This is a genomic window from Pseudomonas viridiflava, assembly GCF_900602065.1.
Taxonomy (GTDB): domain Bacteria; phylum Pseudomonadota; class Gammaproteobacteria; order Pseudomonadales; family Pseudomonadaceae; genus Aquipseudomonas.
On sequence record NZ_UWFN01000285.1, the window covers coordinates 440,398 to 459,664 of the forward strand.

Annotated in this window: 10 protein-coding genes and 1 pseudogene; 8 read left to right on the plus strand and 3 right to left on the minus strand. The window is 51.5% G+C overall.

All coding sequences use genetic code 11. From position 1 onward, the window contains the following. Positions 1-1,177: 1,177 nt before the first annotated feature. The 3 genes and pseudogenes from EE949_RS20355 to EE949_RS20365 all read right to left on the minus strand — a co-directional run bounded on the left by EE949_RS20355 (position 1,178) and on the right by EE949_RS20365 (position 7,276). Complete coding sequence (locus EE949_RS20355) at positions 1,178-5,275, minus strand: HigA family addiction module antitoxin (protein WP_205505168.1); 4,098 nt, start codon at positions 5,273-5,275, stop codon at positions 1,178-1,180. Positions 5,276-5,517: 242 nt separating this feature from the next. After that, a pseudogene (locus EE949_RS20360) lies at positions 5,518-6,238 on the minus strand (serine hydrolase domain-containing protein); the annotation flags it as partial. A 132-nt stretch (positions 6,239-6,370) separates the two neighbouring features. After that, a complete protein-coding gene (locus tag EE949_RS20365) occupies positions 6,371-7,276 on the minus strand; it encodes a site-specific integrase (RefSeq protein WP_162874726.1) in 906 nt (301 codons plus the stop codon). A gap of 177 nt (positions 7,277-7,453) precedes the next feature. Here EE949_RS20365 and EE949_RS20370 point away from each other — a divergent pair, with 177 nt between their 5' ends. The 8 genes from EE949_RS20370 to EE949_RS20405 all read left to right on the plus strand — a co-directional run bounded on the left by EE949_RS20370 (position 7,454) and on the right by EE949_RS20405 (position 19,168). Then, entirely contained in the window at positions 7,454-8,425 is a 972-nt protein-coding gene (locus tag EE949_RS20370; protein WP_122665924.1) for a DNA-binding protein, read from the plus strand. A gap of 717 nt (positions 8,426-9,142) precedes the next feature. Beyond that, the gene (locus EE949_RS20375) at positions 9,143-10,045 is read left to right on the plus strand and encodes a hypothetical protein (protein ID WP_122665925.1); all 903 of its coding nucleotides are present in this window, start codon (positions 9,143-9,145) and stop codon (positions 10,043-10,045) included. Positions 10,046-10,835: 790 nt separating this feature from the next. Beyond that, a complete protein-coding gene (locus EE949_RS29530; RefSeq protein ID WP_162874727.1) occupies positions 10,836-11,117 on the plus strand; it encodes a hypothetical protein in 282 nt (93 codons plus the stop codon). A gap of 855 nt (positions 11,118-11,972) precedes the next feature. Then, positions 11,973-12,824, plus strand: coding sequence for a hypothetical protein (locus EE949_RS20385; RefSeq protein WP_122665927.1), 852 nt, complete (start codon positions 11,973-11,975; stop codon positions 12,822-12,824). A gap of 319 nt (positions 12,825-13,143) precedes the next feature. Continuing rightward, positions 13,144-13,788 carry a hypothetical protein gene (locus tag EE949_RS20390; protein ID WP_164666807.1) on the plus strand — a complete coding sequence of 215 codons (645 nt, stop codon included), beginning with the start codon at positions 13,144-13,146 and terminating at the stop codon, positions 13,786-13,788. 1 nt (position 13,789) lies between these two features. Beyond that, positions 13,790-15,685, plus strand: a complete 1,896-nt coding sequence (locus tag EE949_RS20395; RefSeq protein ID WP_122665929.1) for a DDE-type integrase/transposase/recombinase — start codon at positions 13,790-13,792, stop codon at positions 15,683-15,685. A 1-nt stretch (position 15,686) separates the two neighbouring features. Continuing rightward, the gene (locus EE949_RS20400) at positions 15,687-16,664 is read left to right on the plus strand and encodes a TniB family NTP-binding protein (protein ID WP_122665930.1); all 978 of its coding nucleotides are present in this window, start codon (positions 15,687-15,689) and stop codon (positions 16,662-16,664) included. Next, positions 16,661-19,168 carry a TniQ family protein gene (locus EE949_RS20405; protein ID WP_122665931.1) on the plus strand — a complete coding sequence of 836 codons (2,508 nt, stop codon included), beginning with the start codon at positions 16,661-16,663 and terminating at the stop codon, positions 19,166-19,168. The genes EE949_RS20400 and EE949_RS20405 overlap by 4 nt, the downstream gene beginning before the upstream one ends. Positions 19,169-19,267: the final 99 nt, after the last annotated feature.

Here is a 19,267-nt window from a genome sequence, read left to right on the forward strand (position 1 = left end):
GCCTAACGGCGTTACCCCCCCTAGAGGTGTAAGGACCTTTTTACAGGTCATCAGTACCCGATAGAACGGAATACCGCCGATCACTAATAGTGAAGCTGTCACTAGACTTATCGACAGAGATCGCTAACCGACTTATCGCGGCGGGTTGGATGTGTGTCTTTTAATACTGATTTAAAGAAAAGGTCGGCACCGAGTCAGTTAACATTCGGCCTGGCAGCATCAAATCAATCGGTAAGCGTCGGCCGGAAGCACGAGTGATTACCTGTGTCCTATGCGCCGAGCAAGTGTAAGCAATGGTGTGCTAAATTTCTTACCAAAGAAAAAGGCCCCACCTATAATCAGGTGGAGCCTTTTTTTACTTCAGATTAACGGTTGCTATCTGGAGTTCTGTGGGTAGGAACCCATGTAGAGTCCGGACGGCTAGTTGGTGGTAGGCGCGTATTGTCAGGAACAGTGGTGAAGTTGGGACGCTTGCCGCCGCGTGGCCCTTGTTCCTGAAAAATGCCGCCGTTATTACCGGTATTGGAACCGGGAGTTTTGCCATTTGCCATGAGGATTCTCCTTAGGCGATAAATGCGCATGAACCCCGAAGCTGCGGCCGCAACTGGTTGTATGCTGTACAAACAGTGTGCGTACGCATAGAATCTCGCTCCTCAGGTTCTGCGCTTGAGTAGCCGTAAGGGGGGCGGTCTCGACAACATTCCCCCTTACGGCCGATTGAGTCCCGCTTTCGCGGGACTTTTCATTTAGGCCAAAAGCCAATCTCTTACAAGCGTCAGTCATTAATTTGACTAATCGCCTCGTTCTGTCTGCTTGTTGACACTCTAATGATGGCCAGAGAAGACATCAAGCGTTTTTTCAGCTTTTTTGCTTGTGCATATCTTTTTATTTTGTGCATAAGCCTGTGGATAAAAAAAGTGTTTAAGCCGGCACCCCTCAATTTATTCAGCCTTGAGGGGGGCCTCATAGAAGAATATATACATTTGTATGTTTTTTGATCAGCTGGTTTTTGCTTAAGTGTGGCCAATTTCCTTCAAATCCCTTCGTGCAAAGGTTCACACGTCTTGTGTTTGTAGGAAAAGGCTTACACGCGATAGTTTTTTCGATTTTTTCTTGAGTTTTTACTAGCCATAGAAACGTAAATTTCACTTTAAAAACCTCAACGCCATGGGTAGGGTCAGTGCCGAAGGCGTCGTCGAATACCTGCCTCGGTATCCTGCCGCTCTGCCTCATATTCGTAGGTCTCCACCATTGATATAAGAAGAGACGAGGAGACGAACGGATGGGTAAAGTGGAGGGCTTCCGCCCATCTGCGATACTTGGCTGCGAGCTCTCTCTCCTGACCTCCTCCTTCGCCCCGCCAGTGCGCCCCACGGGCGTTGTACAGTCCCGTATGAGCGCCCCGCGATATTTCCTCGGATTCCAAGTCCTCCAGAACATTGCGAACAGCCTCGTTGGGCCACACTCCATCCTTTCCTTCAGAGGCACGGGCCAAAAGCTTGCCAAGGCAAACATCGGCTATTTCTGCGCGGTCGAGTTCGGAACAACGTCTGCGGACCATCGATATCCACTCGGTCAGCTTCTCGCGGGCCAACTCTTCAGTGGCTTCATCCTGTCCAGGTATGCGCTCCAAAGCTTCCAGCAAGTTGTAGCCCCTGAGAGCTAAGCCCTCCCGTCCATCTTCCGCACTGAACTCCGGAGGATCTTCGCCGGGAGTCTTGCGCTTGTACGTCCAAGCGATCGCCTGCACGAACATTTCGGGATGATCTTCGATATAGCGTTCCAGGTTCGGAATCTGATGTCCGTCACCACCTCGAAGTGATCGGGCGAGTACATCAATAAAAATGAACTCCAGCCCCGCCTTTTCCTCGAGCAGCACATCGGGATTTCGGTTTAATAGCTTGAAGGCTTGCTGGACTGCATAGCGTTGAAGCTGATACTCGCCTTCCTTGTCATTGCCGTCTTTGGGTATGTCGGAAAGCAGCCGAACCAGAAGTTCAGGACGTACCTCATCAAGCTTGAAGTGAACGGAGGAGAAGGCGGCACGCGGTCTTTTCGCGCCAAGCAGATGCCCGATGCTTTCGTTATTTTGATCCGGCGCATCGAATATGAATTCCGGTGTGACATCACGCCAGTAGCTACGACGCGCCTCAGCTGAAAGTTGATCCACGAGTGCCCACGTCGTTCTACGATAGGGTGAGAAAAGGAGCATGCGAAGAGCATCCTGCTCAGACATTTTATCGCGCAAACTTGCGAAGAGAGCCTTGTGCTGATCTTGATCAAGCGCACCCAAAACACCAGTTGCGATGCTGTTGTGGCCGGAGTCATTCTCCTTGCTAAGGCACTGGAGAATCAGCTCTTCAAGCTGCTCTGCGTTTAAGATTCCACGCGCCAGATACCAGCCGATTTGCCGGTGAGAATTGCCTTTCATGGCAAGGTTGAAAATTCCACATAGCCCACTGTTGGCTGCGATCTCAGTCAAAGCTTCGAATCGGAGCTTTTCGATCCGGCGTTCGCGCGCCTGAAAATTCAGCTCTTCACCAGAGAGTTCATCTGCCGATTCCTCGACCCAGCCCTGCCGGAACAGCCATTCGTGCTTATTGATGATGTCGGTCGGCTCCATCGAAGCGTAAACAGCCTTTGCAATTTTCGAAAGGGTGGCTTGTCCACCTTCGTCCGCCTTCTTTCGGCCGCGTCTTGACAGCACTGTCACACGGATTCTGTCGCGCACACGGGCGATGTCGGCGTCAATGGCTCCGGCCTGCTGCCATTCGTCGATGATTTTCCAGACGTTTTCTTGATCCTCGACAGATAGCGCGTGGAGCCGCGTGATGAGGTCGCAAATCATGTCGGCTGTGTAGGACGGCATGGTCAAAGCCATCTTGACCATTTCGCGGACAAAGTCATTGGCGGGCCCCCAAGTGCTGAAGGGGTCGCCAAACCCATATCCATCGGGCCTCCATTTAGGCTTTTGGGTGTAGTCTCCGACGCGACTCCCGAAATCGCCGAACTGCTGGAGGCAGATCTCCCAGCCTATTGTGGGGTGCTTCTCCAGTAGCATTCGCATAGCGTTCAGTCGCGAGTCGTGGTCAGCAGCCGTCTGCGGCATCCACGCTCTGAAGATCGACCCCAGTGAGCCAATTGGCTTATTAGACCAGTTGTCGCCAATTTTGACTTCGGCGAGCCGTCCCAGAATTTTGACGACCCGAGGAAAAGTTGCGGGGTTCCAAGCCAGCCCTTCAAGCGCCCACAGAAGACCTGTTCGTTTAGGTGAGCCAAAGAGGCCTGCCGCGACAGGACGCAGCAGTCCGAGCGTGCAAGGCCTCTCTGATCTGAGGTCGCGCTCAATAATGCTCAAGAACTCGTTGGGGGCAGCTTCCGCATATAGAGGAAGATCGCGATCGTTCGCTTCCAGCTTCCGGATCTCAAGCGGCTCAAGGAGTTCCCTCACTAACCAGGCAGCAGCGAGTTCACCATCAAAGCCAAGGCGTTTCCCGAAAAGATGCTTTCCATGAACAGCGAGCAAAACTAACGTCTCAGAAATGCCTTCGCGAAGCGCTGAAGAGAACTCGCGCTTCTTTCCGTGGATGGCCGCCGCCCAACGCTCGTTCTCCGGAAGATCGAGAGCGGGGTCGTCCTCACCCAGAATAATCTTTGCGATGTCGAAAAAATGGTTGAGGTCACCTAGGGTGACAGCCCCAGCAATCGCAAATAACGAGTCGATCTTGGAAATCACTCCACGATAGTTTCCGAGGGACCACACGGGGGAATCGTTGAACTGCAGCAGCTCCTGCACGCGTCTCTCTAGTGCATCAAAGGAGAGGTCACCCGCAAGCAGCGAAAGAGCTGTTTGGTCTGCATCGTTACGCGTATCCCATGTTCCTAAAAGTGCGAGCGGAACAAGGTTAGAGGCGGCTTGATGATTGGCAGCCCACGCAGGCGTTTTGATCGCTGGGATTGTCGAAAGTATACGCCGCAGCACAGTGAGTGAGCGCCCTGAGGCATTAGCAAGCCTTGTTATCTCGTTGCGCCCTTTATCCATTGCTTCAAGTGCTTTGTCGAAAGTCTCATAACCGAGTGGCTCTAAGATGATGTCCGGATTGGCATTCGCGGCGTTGCGCGGATAGACCACGATTGTACGCAACGACCCGCTATAGGAGCCGAACTCCCGCTCGACGTCTCGCGTGTGCGCAACCGCAATGAAATTGGTTGTGCTCTGGGCAAGTTTTGGTAGCACGCCGCATTCGTCGAACACGAGCACGCGGTCTTTATGATGGTCAAACTCCGGTTCGCTGAATATCTGGCTTAAGAACGCAACGGCTTCCTCAACTGAGTCGGCCGTGATAACAAGCGGCTCAGAGTCGCGCTTCAACAAGAACGATTCTATACGGCTGCGCCAGACGTCGTTCGCGGTGCTGAAGAGCGACGGATGAAGGGGTGTTTCTGCAACATTTGCCCAATCAGTCCAGCATTTTTCGAGAGTTCGAACGCCTCTCGATGGCCGTTCAGTTTGATTAGCAAACCATGTCTGCGCGGCAATGGATGTCTCCATCCATTGCTCTAAATCACTAACATCGTAGGCTCGAACATCCTTCCAGAGTCCCTTTGCTTGCATGGCTGTAAGCCATGTAGCCTTTCCAGGCCATCGTCGAGGGGTAACAAACACAAACGTGATGTTTTGACGATCAGCCTTACTGATAGCTTTCACGCTTTTCGCAAAATCGCCGTCAGCTTTTGCTTTGATGTCAGCATTGACCCCGAACTCCCAGCCCGATGCTCCGGCAGGAATCCATGGCGTCCCCAGGGGGCCTTCAATAAAGCCGTCCCAGCCAGGGCGCTCTGCGTCGTCGTTTCCGGGAAAGTCAACTTTCTCCAGATTCTCTCCTGTCGAATTGACGAGCGTGCGAAGCAGAACCGATAACCGGGTGCGGGCTAAAATTGTCTTAGAAAACCAGTCGGTTATGTCATTGCCTGAAATTCCAAGAAACGGCATTACGTAGGCGCGCACGCTTGCTGCGGCAACTTCGGTCTTGGCGGCGTGCGAGTCGAAGGAGTTCTGGAGGTTGAGAATATCTATAGCCGGTACGCCAAACGCCCGCTCCAGCCGCGCGGCCATATCAGGCGTCGCTGATACTTTTGCATTGAGGAAATTTGAAACCCCAGGACGGCTTATACCGATAAGCTTAGCCGCGTCGGTCACCGTGAGATTCCGAGGGTTGAGGATGTTTTCTCGGACCCAATTTCCCGGGTGCAAGGAGGTATTTTCCTTTTTCATTTTTTGGGCCCGCTTTATGTAAAGTGTAAGGCTACACCTTACACACCTAGGGTGGCCGGCGCAATTCTAGAAATATAGATCGCATACACCCTTCAGTTTGATGGCGCAGCGATGCTTGTCGCGCCACGTAATAACTCCGCGTAGACGCGGCGAGACAAGGTAGGTTTAGACCCCGAAAGCTCCTTAGATCGCCACATGACAGTCATCGGGGTCGATAGGGATAAATGAAAACATCGTGTGGTTAGAGAATACCCACCGTCAATCAAACCGTGCATCAAGCCGAGGCCATAGCCCGGGGTGATCCATGGGCGCCAGGGAATCGGGCCGCCTAGTGTTCGTGCTGTCTGCGTTTCCTTGAGCAAGCCCGCGCAGAGGAGGTCTGCACAGAGAAGTCGATCCAGAAAGAGTGCTGCTTGCGAAATCGGGCCGATCAACAAGCTATGGTAAACCCATGCGGGTCATAATTTGAGGCGCTTCCAAGAGGGGACGTTTGTAAGTCGGCTCGCGTTTTAGCAAAGCGAACGTTCGAGATACCCAGAGGGGAAAGAGCACGTTGAATCACCGCATCATCAAGCGTCAGATCAGTCAGCCGTTCAATTAGCCTGCCGATGAGTAAATAGCCGACATTCGAGTAACGCCAGCCGGTTCCGGAGGTGTATCGAAGTCGAGTACCGTCAAGGCGCCGCATCATTTCATCTGCCGGCCATGCTGGCTCACCGTTAGCAACGGAGGTGTGACACTCCGCAAGTTCTCCGTAATCAGCCAAGCCGGCCTCGTGCCGCAGTAGCTGGCCTAACGTGAAAGGCTGATCGGAATGGGGTCGTCCAAGCCGATCAGTCCGTCACGCACCAACGATAGGGCCGTCGCAGCCAAGACCGTTTTCGTGAAACTCCACCAGGGGGCCATCAGTTCCAATCGGTCTGGCGTTTGTGGCTGACCATTTGACAAGAGTGAAATTAGCATTGGCTTCCCTGGAATGTTGAGCGGATCGACAGCTCGACAAGATATCTCAATTACTCTTCTTCGCCGGGGTGAAGTCAGCCGTTTGTGCTGTGCTGAACGACTGTTTCTGGGCTTAGTGACACAGGGCAAGCGTCATCGTGCTAAATCGCCAAAGGGCGCGCTGGTGTCTATATAGCGAAGTGCCGACTGCACATCCTTCCAGCCGACATAATCCATCAATGCCTTCGTACCCCACTCATTGCGGCTGGCCCAGGTTGCGAAACCGCGGCGTAATGAATGCCCGCTGTACTCGGCGCTTAAACCGCTGCGCAGAAATGTCATGCGCAGCAGGCGGGAGACGCTGTTCGGATTCAGGCCTTGTGCGCCCAAATGCCCCCAACGATCAATGGCCCGAAACGCCGGTCCTTCATTAATACCGCTGATGCGCAGCCAGTCCTCATAGGCCTGGACGGGACATAGACGCTTTAGTGCGGGCACACTGAACGTGCGACCGCGGTTCTCACGATCGGTTTTGCCAGTAGCGAGAAAGAACTTCAAACCCTCCCCCGTCTGCACCTGGATATGCTCAACGCGCAAGCGACACAGGTCATCAGCCCGAAATGCCCGCCAAAAACCCAGCAGGATCAACGCTCGGTCGCGATTAGCCCGTAACCGCACACCAAGATCCAAGCTCGTGCTCGCCACCTCAAGTTCCGCGACGCAAGCCTCCAGCGCCTGTAACGACAGCGCCTCGGCCTGCTTTACCGGCCGCGGGTGCTCGGCCTGAATGCCACGCAGCACATCACGCACTCTAGCTTCTTTGGTGGGATCAACAAAACCGTGTTTTTTGTGCCATTGCGCCAAGGCCGCCAGATGGGTGCGCAAGGTACCAACTGACAATAGCTCGGCATGTTCCGCTAAATACCGAACCACACTTTCGCTAGAGGCGGGCAAGAAGCCGCCCCACTCGCTTTCGAAATGCTCGACAGCTTGGTGGTAGCGCCGCTGCGTGCCTTCGCGCCGTGCCGCCTGTAGATACCGCTCCGTGGGCGAAATCATGCCATTTACTCCCCGCATACCGCCGTTTGCTGCGGAAAACTGCCCAATCGCATGTCACGTTTGGGAATTCCGCATTCTCAAACGTCAGCTCGTCGCTAAATCAGACTCCATTGCGACATTTGTACAGCTGTACTTCCATACTCTGTAACACACCACGAAATAATCGGAGTAGCAGCCATGGCGCGTGGCGGCATTAACAAAGCCTTAGTGCGAATGGCCAGCGAAGCCCTGCTCGCCCGCGGCCTGCATCCGAGCATCGACGCTGTGCGCGTCGAGATGGGCAATACCGGCTCGAAAACCACCATCCAGCGTTATCTCAAAGAACTCAGCCACGCCGGCGCTCTTGCGGCGCAGCCTAGCTTGAATGAAGAATTACAGTCCTTAATATCTAGTTTAGCTGCGCGTTTGCTTGAAAACGCGCAAACCGAACTGGCAGACGAATGGGAGCGTTTCCAACGTCAGCAGGCCACCGCTGCCCAGCAAAGAGAGATCGAGCGCGTCCGGCTTGAACAGCTACAGGACGCTCATGCGATGTTGAGCCAGGACCGCCGCGACGGACTGGCTCGGGAGCACGGATTGCAGGAGCGATTGCAGGCTGCTGAGGGAGAGTGTCAGCGGTTAGGAGAAGCGCATCATCAGCAGGAACGTTTGCTCGCGGAGCGCACCACCCAGATAGCCTCCCTGGAAGACAAACACCGGCATGCACGCGATGCGTTGGCTCATTATCGAGAACAACATCTGGTCCAACGCAATCAGGAGGCTCAACGCCAGGACGCACAGGTCCAACACCTTCAGCGGGAACTACGAACGGTCCAGGAGCATTTGTTAAGCAAACAAGAGGAACTGGGGCAACTGTACCGGGATCTGGAGCGCATGAGCAGCGAACAGCATCAACACCAGCAAGAGCTTCGCCATCTCGAACAGGCACTGCAAACGTCAAAACACCAAGCCGAAACAGCGCATACAGAACGACAGGGTAAGCAGCAGGAAAATCAGAGGATGGTCCTTGAGCTTGGCGCTCAGCGGGAAAAGACCAAACGCCATTTGCACAGGTTGCGTCAGGCACAACGCGACCAACGTAAAATGTCGCAACAGCTAGTTCAGTTGCAGGCGCTACTGCAGCACTTGACGTACAAACCTCCCGACTAACGCCACTGGGTGCAAGGCATTGGGTTTTGCCCTAGGCTCGACTGACATATCCCGTGCTCGCATCGCAGCCCTGTTAGCAGCTATCTCGGGTTCAAACATAGCGCGGACATTACCCAACACATTTGTAGGATTTGTTCAGCCCGACGAGAGTCGTCTGTGGGCGAGTTAGCGCAACGCAGGCAATTGATCATTTGAACATACCATCGTTTGAGCTGGAGAATTGCATTCCACTTGGCGACCCGTTTGCATCGCCAATGAACAGTCATTTGCATTCGACGTGACCAGGCCTTGACTGGCACGCACTGCATGCCCTCGACCGGCTGGAGTCGACCAATTCTGTTGAAAAAGTCGGCGGTGTTTTTTAAGACAGAAAAGCAAGCGTCGGAGAATAAAATCCTGAATGCTCGCAAAGCCTTCAGGCTGAGATTTCACGTAGAAGCGTGCTGAAGAAGCACGTACACTGACAAATGGTGCGGCATTCTGAGAACCGACTTTTTCAACAGAATCGACCCATAGCGGACGCTGGCCGACAGCTTTTTATACACTGCGGGTAGCAGCCGATCCAGCTTGCCGAACGTTCCACCTTGTTCGTATCTAGCCACTAGCGCATAACCGTCCATGTCGGCTTTAATGTGCACCAACGTGAGAAAACTGATACGCAAGGTGCACAGTTAACAGTGGTAACCACTACCTTGATGATTGTTAAAAGGAAGTATTATGAGCAATCCAGGTATTCGATATGAGCGACTTCTATTTTGGGCTGCGCCTGTCACTTTGGCCTCTTGTGCGGTGTTTATTTCTACCGTTGGATACAACACCTATGAGGATAGGGTTGCTGCAAATTGCTTCGATGCTGCCGCTAATGTTATCAAGGAGGATTTAAAATACTTTTCGAAACAGTGGAGCGATGTGAAAATTGAGCAAGCAAAAAATACACGTCGAGGGTTGCTCGCTATAGATTATAGTTCGGCCGTAGCTAAAAAATTAATCTACGGCACAGAAAGTAGCTGTTGGCGCAAAATAGATACTGGTAAATATGATTTGGAGCGGGATCCAGATTTAATGATTGAAGATTTACGATCTCTTGCCGCTGATCTTAGAAAACAACCTGTCAGAATGTATGGCATCGAAATTCCAGATGTAGCTGTTATAGGCTTGGCGGGTACTCGGATTCAGATTGCCATGGCCAATTTTATCCAAGCTTTACAGATCGCGCTCGCCCCAATAATGCTTCTTTGGCTCGGCAGCCTATACCATACTCGGTTTAGAGAAATCACAGCGTTCAAAAGTCATGACAATATATTGGCGGTTCACCCTCACGTTATAAATGTATTTCCAGTGGGCTATTATCCGGACTTAAGGAAAAAAAACTGGCTTAGGTCTAAAGCACCATTTTTTTTGTCGGTTTATTTTTTCTCAATACGTTCATCATTAGTGCTGTGTTTCATAGCCCCATCTGCTGGATTTTATGTTGCATCGCTTTTTTATCAACCTATCTTTGGTTACTGGGTTCCCAATTTTTTTGCAGGGATTGGAGTGAGTATTTACGCATTAGGGGTGTTAATCATCGAAGCTTTTGTGGGGCAGAAACATTTCAATGGAGAAGGGGCGCTGCGCTGACAGTCATTTTATTTTCCGCCGCTTGAGGCTGTCGGTAAGTGAGTTTGCCACGCGGGTGATTTTACTCCGGTCATGCAGGCTATCGGGGCATTACGGCTTGCACTAGTTTTTAATTAGTGAGTTTCTCCGTCTGGCCGACAGGTATCGGCCAGACGGAGTTGAATAACAGACACCGGCAGCAAGGGGCCTCTAACGGTCGCGGGCGCAGGTCAGCCCTTAGCTGTAGAATTCAGAAAATTTCTTGAAGGAGGGGACGGCATGGATTAGCCGTAAAGCAAATGCTGGTTCTTCACGCTCTTGTTGGCGAATTCAGGAGTTTAGAGCCCATCGCTTTGCAGGGCTCAGCGTCACTGCGACTCTGCAGGTAAAGCACCTGAGGTTTTGACCCTTCGACTTGACCGTGACGTTACCTGCATCAGGGGGTCAACGGCGCCGGTGATCTGCCCCCCCCACCGGACTATGAACCTCGAGCCCGAGCCAGTTCCGACTCTTTCGCCGCCAACTGCTCCCACCCCTGCATTACTTTCGGATCAAGTTTGAGCCCATGAAAATGATAGGTCACGTGTCCCCGCCAACGCGCCTGCTTACGGCATCGTTCAAATAGCGGTGCCAGCTCGGGGACGTCCACATCGAGAAATGTTCGGCCGGTGCACACGTCTAGATCGTTTCTATATGGACAGGTAGCGTCTCCATTGCTGAATAAAGCTTTGAGCAATTTACAGGCGTGGTCCTCGGAAACGCGTCGAACGCAGTGGAGCTTGTTCGTCAACGCCCTCAGGTTGGTCAACCTATGCTGGAACTCCTCAAGGTTTTTCGGCCAGGCAAGGATGGGGACCAAAACACCGCGACGCACCAAGTGGTCTACGATCTGGAACAGAAATCGCTCGGCAACGGCCAATTCCCGGTCCAGGCAGATGAGCAAGAACGTGACGGCAAACCGTTGGCTGAGCCATACCCGGATCGTTTCACACTGCGAGCACCGGCTGGCAAGGATCACGAGCATGAGGCTCAGCGATTGCCAGTTTGCGAGTGCTACCAACCGCTGAAACGCAGTAAATGTCTGCTCTGTTAAAGGTGCCTCGTTGATCCGTATACTTCTAGCTAGCCTATTTATCCGACGCTGGTCACCCTGCGTTGGGGGCACTCCGTTTAAGCCTAAAATGGGCAGCACCGTCCACAGCGGATTCGCTAAGACCAATAGCAGAACAGTAAAGCGCTTACAAAGCGCCGCTCGCAAACGTGCTCTGGGCAACCGGCCATTTAGATAACCAGCCCATGTCCTAACCCGCTCGCTACGCCGAATTCCCAGCGCCTCGTACTCAAATGTCGCTCCCCAGGAAATAACTGCGGACGGCTTACGCCCGCATCGGGCATTGGCCGTCAAGTAGTTAGAAAACGTGATGCCTCGGGCCTTATTTACGAGCTTTACAAAGGGTCTCATGGTGCGCAGCTACAAGCGTGTTGTTTTATTAAACAACCTTTTGCGGCTGTCAGTTATACCGGAATCGCATATACATATATCGAAAACAATTATAATTTTCTCTTATAATGATTTTTAGCAAGAAAAAAGACTTAAACTATTTTATCAAATAAAAAAAATGCATATGCGTCTAGCACAACGTTTCTAGGCCACGAGTTTTCGCATTCATACAAAATATTGGCTCTGGCAGCCACGCTATTTCAGCCAGATAATCTTCTCGTGTGATCGGCTTCTCCTTGGCTCCTCATGTAGTTCAATAGTTACAAACTTTGTAAGAATCGATCAGCGGATCGGAAACCTTACATGGACATCAGGTGGAGACTGCTGGAGAAACTCAACAGACACACACCCACAGAAGTAGGTAAGGATCATAAACTGTATTGTAATCCTCGCATTTACAGTCGAATCCTTAGCCCCTTTATCGGCTATCAACTGGAGTGCTTTGCTATGGGCATCCAAACTCGGCTCAATAAGTTTCCGCGCAACCTTCACCGGTCCGAAGTCATGGAATGTGACAGTCTGAAGCTTGACTACCCAACCATCGAACACAGAGAGAAGACACGCCTTGCCATAGGCGTCGTTCTGGCGACCAATGCTTTATACGTCACGGGGTGGGATCTCTCCCCCGCTGAAAAAGAAACATGGGCGTTGATCCATGCCATCAAGATTTCATTGAAACGCCGCCCCCGCTCCGGCAGCCCGGAACGATTGTATGTCGTCGACCAGAGGGCGTATCCGTTGATCTGCCGGCTCCGTCACTTGATTGTCCGTTCTGGCGCGACGCTGTACCTCAACTATTCTGGTCAGCCGGGCACAACAGTAAACGTCGAGGATTTTCTGATTACCCTCAACCGGGAGATTGGCGAAATCTGCTCTCAACGTAAGACGCCCCCGCAAAAACTCAGCGAAGTACACCAGATCACTACAGACTGGCTGTACCGCTATCACCACCGTCCTCACCCAGTACTCGGCATGGCACCGGTTGAAGCCTGGGTTCGTGATCAGGTCCAAGCGCTCTTGATCAATCGCGGTAAAGCAATGGATCCGACTAGCTCGGAACTGCGCGTGACCTGGGCTTCCAACCACCGCCATCAGGTGCATGCCTGTGGCCTGACGTGGACTGCTCCCGCGTTGTCGTCTCCGTCGATGCAAACCCGGTCCAGCGAACAAATACTGCTGGTTTATGATCTAGCCAATCATGACCAATGCTGGGCGTGTCATCCCGACCGACCTGAGCAACTCCATGAGCTCTCAGCGGTCCAGCCCAAGAATCCGGGAGGGTTGGTGTTGGAGGAATAGTTGCTAAGGCGCATGCCCTAAGAACGCGGGATCTATGATCGCCGCCGGCTCGCCCAGTCTTACAGCCCCCCAATCCCTCCACTGGTTTACAAGCTTGCTTCGCAAGGCCAGCAGTTCAAGGTTCGCACGTTGCTAAGCCCAGCCAGTTTCAAGACCAAAACCTAGCGCGAAAGGAGCTAGGGCCATTCGCCTACCCAAATCCGCAGCGGCGCGTCTGGTAGCCGCTGTCGAAAACTCAACAGCAGCGTTGGGCGCGGGCTATACGGTCGTGCGTCATCTGCTGTAGGAAGGCACCGGGGAGAACCTCAGAGCTATGGACATGTTCAGCCCCTTGGAACTTCCCCCGCAGGTATGTCTTTTGCCAAGAAAGCCGCTTTCTTCAGGACAGCCACATCGGCGGGTCACTCATTTTCCATCTCTAAAAAACAAGACAATGGTGGCATGTGAGTCAAGTCTGCTAGCTCAATTCTGTCTGCATCTGGAATATGAGCCGAAGGTCATCGCTTACGTCTCGCGTCCGTTTGCTGTGCAGTTCATCGAAGCGGACCTTACCGTGCGGCCGCATTTTGCAGCGATATTGGCTGACGACAGAAGAGTTTATTACCAAGTAGAAAGCGCAGATGAGATAACAGATCCACGGCGCCAATATCGGCAAAGCTTGACCAAACAATGTTTCGGTCACGCCGGTTTTATTTTTGAGTGTATTCGTCCCGAACATTATCAGGCAGCGGTGAGCACTGAAACCTTGAGATGTCTTTACCATCAGGCCTTTGGTGCTTCAGCCGCCCAAGTGCCAAACATCCGGCGACGTCTAGGTGAAGCAACCGATGGACGCATGATGATTCGAAGCTTGCTGGCTCGAGGCATTCCGCTCAAGGACATCGCATTTGCACTTTTTTTCCAACATATCCATACCGACCTTCGTAAGCCCGTAGACCTAAACACGATCGTGGAGATCATCTGAGATGAAAGCGCCCGTGGTGATCAAAATTGGCGAGCATTACAGCTACTGCGGCCATAGCTGTCAGGTTGTAGACATTGACGAACAACAGGTACAACTTAGGACCATCAATGGCCCGTCCAACGTCGTTGCTCATTCGTTGCCAACACTAAGACGGGCCGCGGAACAAGGCAGGCTGATCAAAATACAGGAAGCCCCCATCACTGTGTTCCCTGAGAAAGTGATCGCGGGACTGCCAGAAAAGCGGGCTGCGAAATTTAAAATTCGTGAAGCCTATATGAGGACTATGCAAGACCAATATGCCGGGCGCCTATCACGTTCCGAGTTTTCAACATTGGTCGAGAGTGTCATCGCCGCCATAGGCCCCCATCATGGCCCCTGTTACGCCACGGTCAGTAACTGGAAGCGAGCCTACCTTGCGGCTGGCGGAAACTGTATCGCACTAATCCCAAATACGTATCGGCCAATTCACCGGCATATCATGCATCAGCCGGACGAAATCAGGGCCCTGATTCGCGATTACGTGAAACGGTTTTACTGGGTCCCCACGCCCTTTACGCAGTCAGCGCTGATTGAGTCAATCCGCTTGGCCATCAAGGACTTGAATCGATTCAGAGCTGCCGGAAGGCAATACCGCGTCCCGTCCGTCACCACCCTCTACAGAATAATCGTTGAACTAGATGCCTTCAATACGACGTGCAACCAGCGAGGTCGTCGGCAAGCCCTGCGGCAAAATCGATGGAGCGCCGCGTTACCTGCACTAGGGCGATTGCTGGAGCGGGTAGAGGCGGATACACAGGAACTTCATATATTTGTCGTTGATGACCGCGGCAGGGTCATCGGACGGCCTTATCTGACAGTGTTCCTTGAGATCAAAACTCGGCACGTAGTGGGATGGCTCATATCGTTCAATCCCCCGTCCCTAGATACCACACTGCGGGCGCTGAAATCTTCAATCCGCTCAGACAATATCTACGGAGGCGTTGGGGAAATCTACGTTTTCGACAACGGTCCCGAATGGATCGCCGCCAACCTGCGACGCACTCTTGAAATGCTCGGCGCAGAGATTATCTTCTGTGAGCCCGGCCAACCCAATCAAAAACCGCACATTGAAGCTTTTTTCAGAACCTGGTCCACCCAGATTGTCCACTGCATGAGTGGTACGACCTTCTCCAGTATCACTAAGAGGGGAGACTACAACTCAGAAGGGAACGCGATTTACACTCTGGATAAGGTGAAAGAAATATTTGCACGGTGGTTAGACAGCTACCATCAGGATTGGCATTCCGAGTTGGGCATGTCGCCGAACGAGGCATGGGCCAAGTGCCTGGAAAATGAATTCGAGCCGCGCAGACATTCCGAGGATGATTTGCGTCACTACTTCTGGCGCATGGAGATGGTGACGCCGTCATCACAAGGCCGAGTCCGCTATTCCAACGTCCATTGGAGCGGAGGTGCAGTCAGCGCATTTGCTCAACGCCACCCGATCAGAAAGAAACTAATGCTGTATTACGACCCTTGTGATCTGGGCAAGGCTTGGATTGTTCATCCTGATTATCCGACCGACATCCAAGAGTTACAGCCCGTCCATAAGGAATATCAGGAAGGGTTAACTCTGCACTTTCATCAAGAGATCCAAAAGCTGAAACGTGCACAACGCAAAAGCCATGTGTACATATCGGCACATGAGGCTCGTCTGCAGATCCTTTGGGACATCAGTCAGATTAATAACAAATCCGATCGTGCGAAACACCACCGCGCGGTCGAGCGTGGCGATGTTACTCCAGTAGAGTTAGAAAACGCTATCCGGCCGCAGTCCTCTGCCGCGACCACTGCCACGTCCAAAGTACATGAGTATCGCGACGATACGCCTGATGAGTTCACTGTGGTGAGGAAATAACATGAACCTTCAAGAAAGAAACGCGTTGCTGAAAGATTTCTCAGGCGCGACTGTTTATTTCCCACGATTTGCGAAAGCGTACTCCACAGTACAGGACGCGATTGAAATGTCTCTTATTACTGGGTCGCCTAATTCAGCGATTATATGCGGGCCTTCGGGGGCAGGAAAGACAACACTATGCGAACATTTGATCGCCCACTACCAGCGAACTTATGAAGAAGAATCATCTGAAGGGGTCTTCCGTAGAAAGACGGTCATGTACTTCGAAGTCCCAGAACCCGCCACTGTCAGACAATTGGTGGAGCAGATGCTACACACGCTATCCGTAACAGAGTGCAAGGGGAGCATCGCCCACCTGACCGCAATGCTTATAACACGACTGCACACCCTTGGCGTCGAGGTGGTGTTTCTCGATGAAATCCAGCGTCTATGCACAACGTCGACAGAAAAAATTCGTCCTTCCGCGCTCGGCTGGATCGCAAGTTTCTGTAATGACTTGAAAAAACCTGTGGTATTGGCCGGCACCGAGGAGTGCCGCTTTATTACGAAAACCCCAAACTGTGAGCCTTTCGCTAATCGTTATCCGCACATGGTTGTATTAAATTTTTTTACATATGAGGCCCAGCTCAGCTCAGAATATCACCGGACACTTGAAAAGCTTAATGAGACGCTGAATGAGATATCCCCAATGCTTAATGAGGTCCACCTACACGATGCCGATATCGCTGCACCGCTTTTCGTCGCTACCTGCGGAAATATTAAGTGGCTGCGTACAGTTATTTACAGTGCCTTGGCGCACAGCTTAAAACGTACAGCTGAACATGGCCTGTGTCGCGCGGACTTTTCATACGCTTGTGATCAGCTTGATCTGCTCTTCAACCTTTACCCTGGGAATCCTTTTTCATTAGATCTGACTCAGGCTCGCGATCTGATTTCTGAGTCAGAGAAAGAACTAGCTAAACTGAGGGTAAGAGAATGAGCGATGTGATATTCATTCCCTTCCCACTCCCTGAGGAAAGTCCTACGAGTGTATTAAAGCGCTTCGCGGTGCATCATGGTTGTGAGATCCCGGCACAGCTCTGCACGATAACACGCAATATCAGTTTTAAAGCGTCGACACTGAGCCGCGAAGCCCCACTGGTGCAATGGATCGCGCAACGCGCAGGCAACTACTCTGCGCGATTTCTCGATGGTTTCTATAAGCCTATTGGTCCTCTGCGAGAAAACATGCCGTTCGAAATCCATGGAACCCTGGTACCGAGTCGATTAATCAGATCCACAGGAACGGGATATTGTTCCGAGTGCTGGAGTGAGGGCTGCGAACACAGCATCAAAGACTTCAAGTTCAGTCTCAACTGTCCTTACCACCATCGGCGCTATCTATTTGCATGTCCACACTGCGAGAAAAGATTGTGGTGGACTGACCCGCTGCGTAACCGTTGCTCGTGCCAAGGTGAATTGATCAGTGAGCCATGTACATTGGTAGATACAGGGCCCGAGGAATTCACGTTAAAGTGCCTCCGCGCCAAAAACTCCCTCGCTATGGAAAACCTAAAAAACACCCTGACACAGTTACAATACAAGATGAATGCACGGCCAGATGACCTGCAAAATCGCCTGATACTAAAGACTGCAATCTGCATCATCACCGATGACAAAGCCGGCGTGGAAGACTACCTGATGCGCATACACGGCTGCCACCCAGACCTGCCCGCCGATGTGATCAGTGCTAAATTGGCTTTGGTTAAGCATCCGTTTGCGCGGCGGATTATGAAGGACTTCAGTAATATAAACTACTGTCCGCTACCTACCGCCTCTCTCGAAGGCGCCGAATACCCATTCACTCTCAGGCGTATCCAGGTCAGAGAGGCCTCGTCAGTTTCATCTCGGATATTTCGGCGCTTGGCAGACGACCTCGGGATCAGATGGCCAAAATTAGACCGGAAAACAGACTTAAGTAAAGACCATTTTCTGCCCTTATTGAAATATGCGTGGGCCTGGAAAAAAGATGCAAAAAATTTCGAAACCGATATAAATGAGTATATCGAGCTTGAATCAGCTCGAGAGCTTATAGGCGTAACTCTCTTTTACCTTAAGAAGCTAATCCGAGCTGGGTATTTAAATGCGGAATCGAAGCCAAACCAAAACCTGAGAATTCGTCGGGACGAATTGACCGATTTCCTAAAAAAATACGAGTCCGTAAACTCCGTTGCCAGACGCCTTCAGTTATCTTCCCGAGCAACACGGTTTTTTCTGCGTCGCCAACGCGTGCCATACATTGAGGTATTGAAGTCAAAAACACCTACCGTTTTCATCCGCACAGACACCGATCGTATAGTTAAGCTACACAACACCGCCCCCGCCTTATGCAGAAAAAGGTTTGATCGTAAGCAACTCAAGTTGGTCGATGCAGATGAGGAAAATTTGTACATAACCTGTGCCTCAGCAGCGAAGCGACTTGGTCTACAACACAATACTGTCAGAGAGTATGCAAAAGCAGGCGTCTTTTCGGCCAAGCGAAGTAATACATGCATGCTCGTGCCCATTCAAGAAGTGGAAACATTCAGCCAAAAATTTATTCCGGCGTGCGAGTATGCGAAACTACTGGATATACCAGCCACAAGTGCCACTCAGGCCTTAATTGATGCAGGGTTCAAACCCGCTGCAGAGTGGCGTCTTAATAATTGCCATTCGCCGCTATTTTACAGAGCGGATATAGAAAATCAAACTGAGCGCTACGCTCAGAACAATCAAATGACAGTATCTATTCGGGAGGCAAAAGACAAATTAAGCTTACCTAGCTCGACGATTATAAATTTAATAAAACTTGGTGACCTTGCTAGCGATGGCATCACAAACTCAATTCTGCGCGCAAGTGCAAAAAAAGTAGCACTATTCTATACCACGCATGCCAACGCTTTGACTATATCAGAATGGTGTAATCTACCAGCGCGCTCCATACAAAACTCACTGCGCACCTTTGATATCAATCCTATTTGCGGACCTTTAATCGATGGATGTCGGGAATTATTATACAGGGTTGCAGATCTTGATAGATTTGGGGTCAAACCACATAGCGGTCCAAAACCTAAGTATTTAATGGTACAGCCTTATAAGCTAACCTATCGCCCCACCCTTTTACCACTCATTGCAGAAACAGAAATCCAAAAAAAATACCATATATCTAAAGCAGGAATAACTCGCTTCTTCGTTCAGACTGGATATATAAACGTTTTTCCTGTCGGAAAAGTACGTTACATGACAGCCAGCGATGCAAAAAAAATAGCACACATCCTAAATAAGTATTATACACCAGGCATGGTTGACGCCATGCTAAATACACACTCCTTCGCAGCAGCTCTTTGCAGGCAAGGCAAACTTAAAACAGCGCAAAAACTCCCACAAGAACTTACCGGGCGTATACTTATCACAAAGCAGTCTGTAAATAAGCTAATCGCTGGCCTTCCCAAGCGTCCACCCTAATTAAAATATGCAATTTCCACTTGACGCAAGTTTCATACATTACTAGCCATTGGGCATTGGAACCACTAAGAGGAGACAGGTCGCCATCGCAACGAGCGG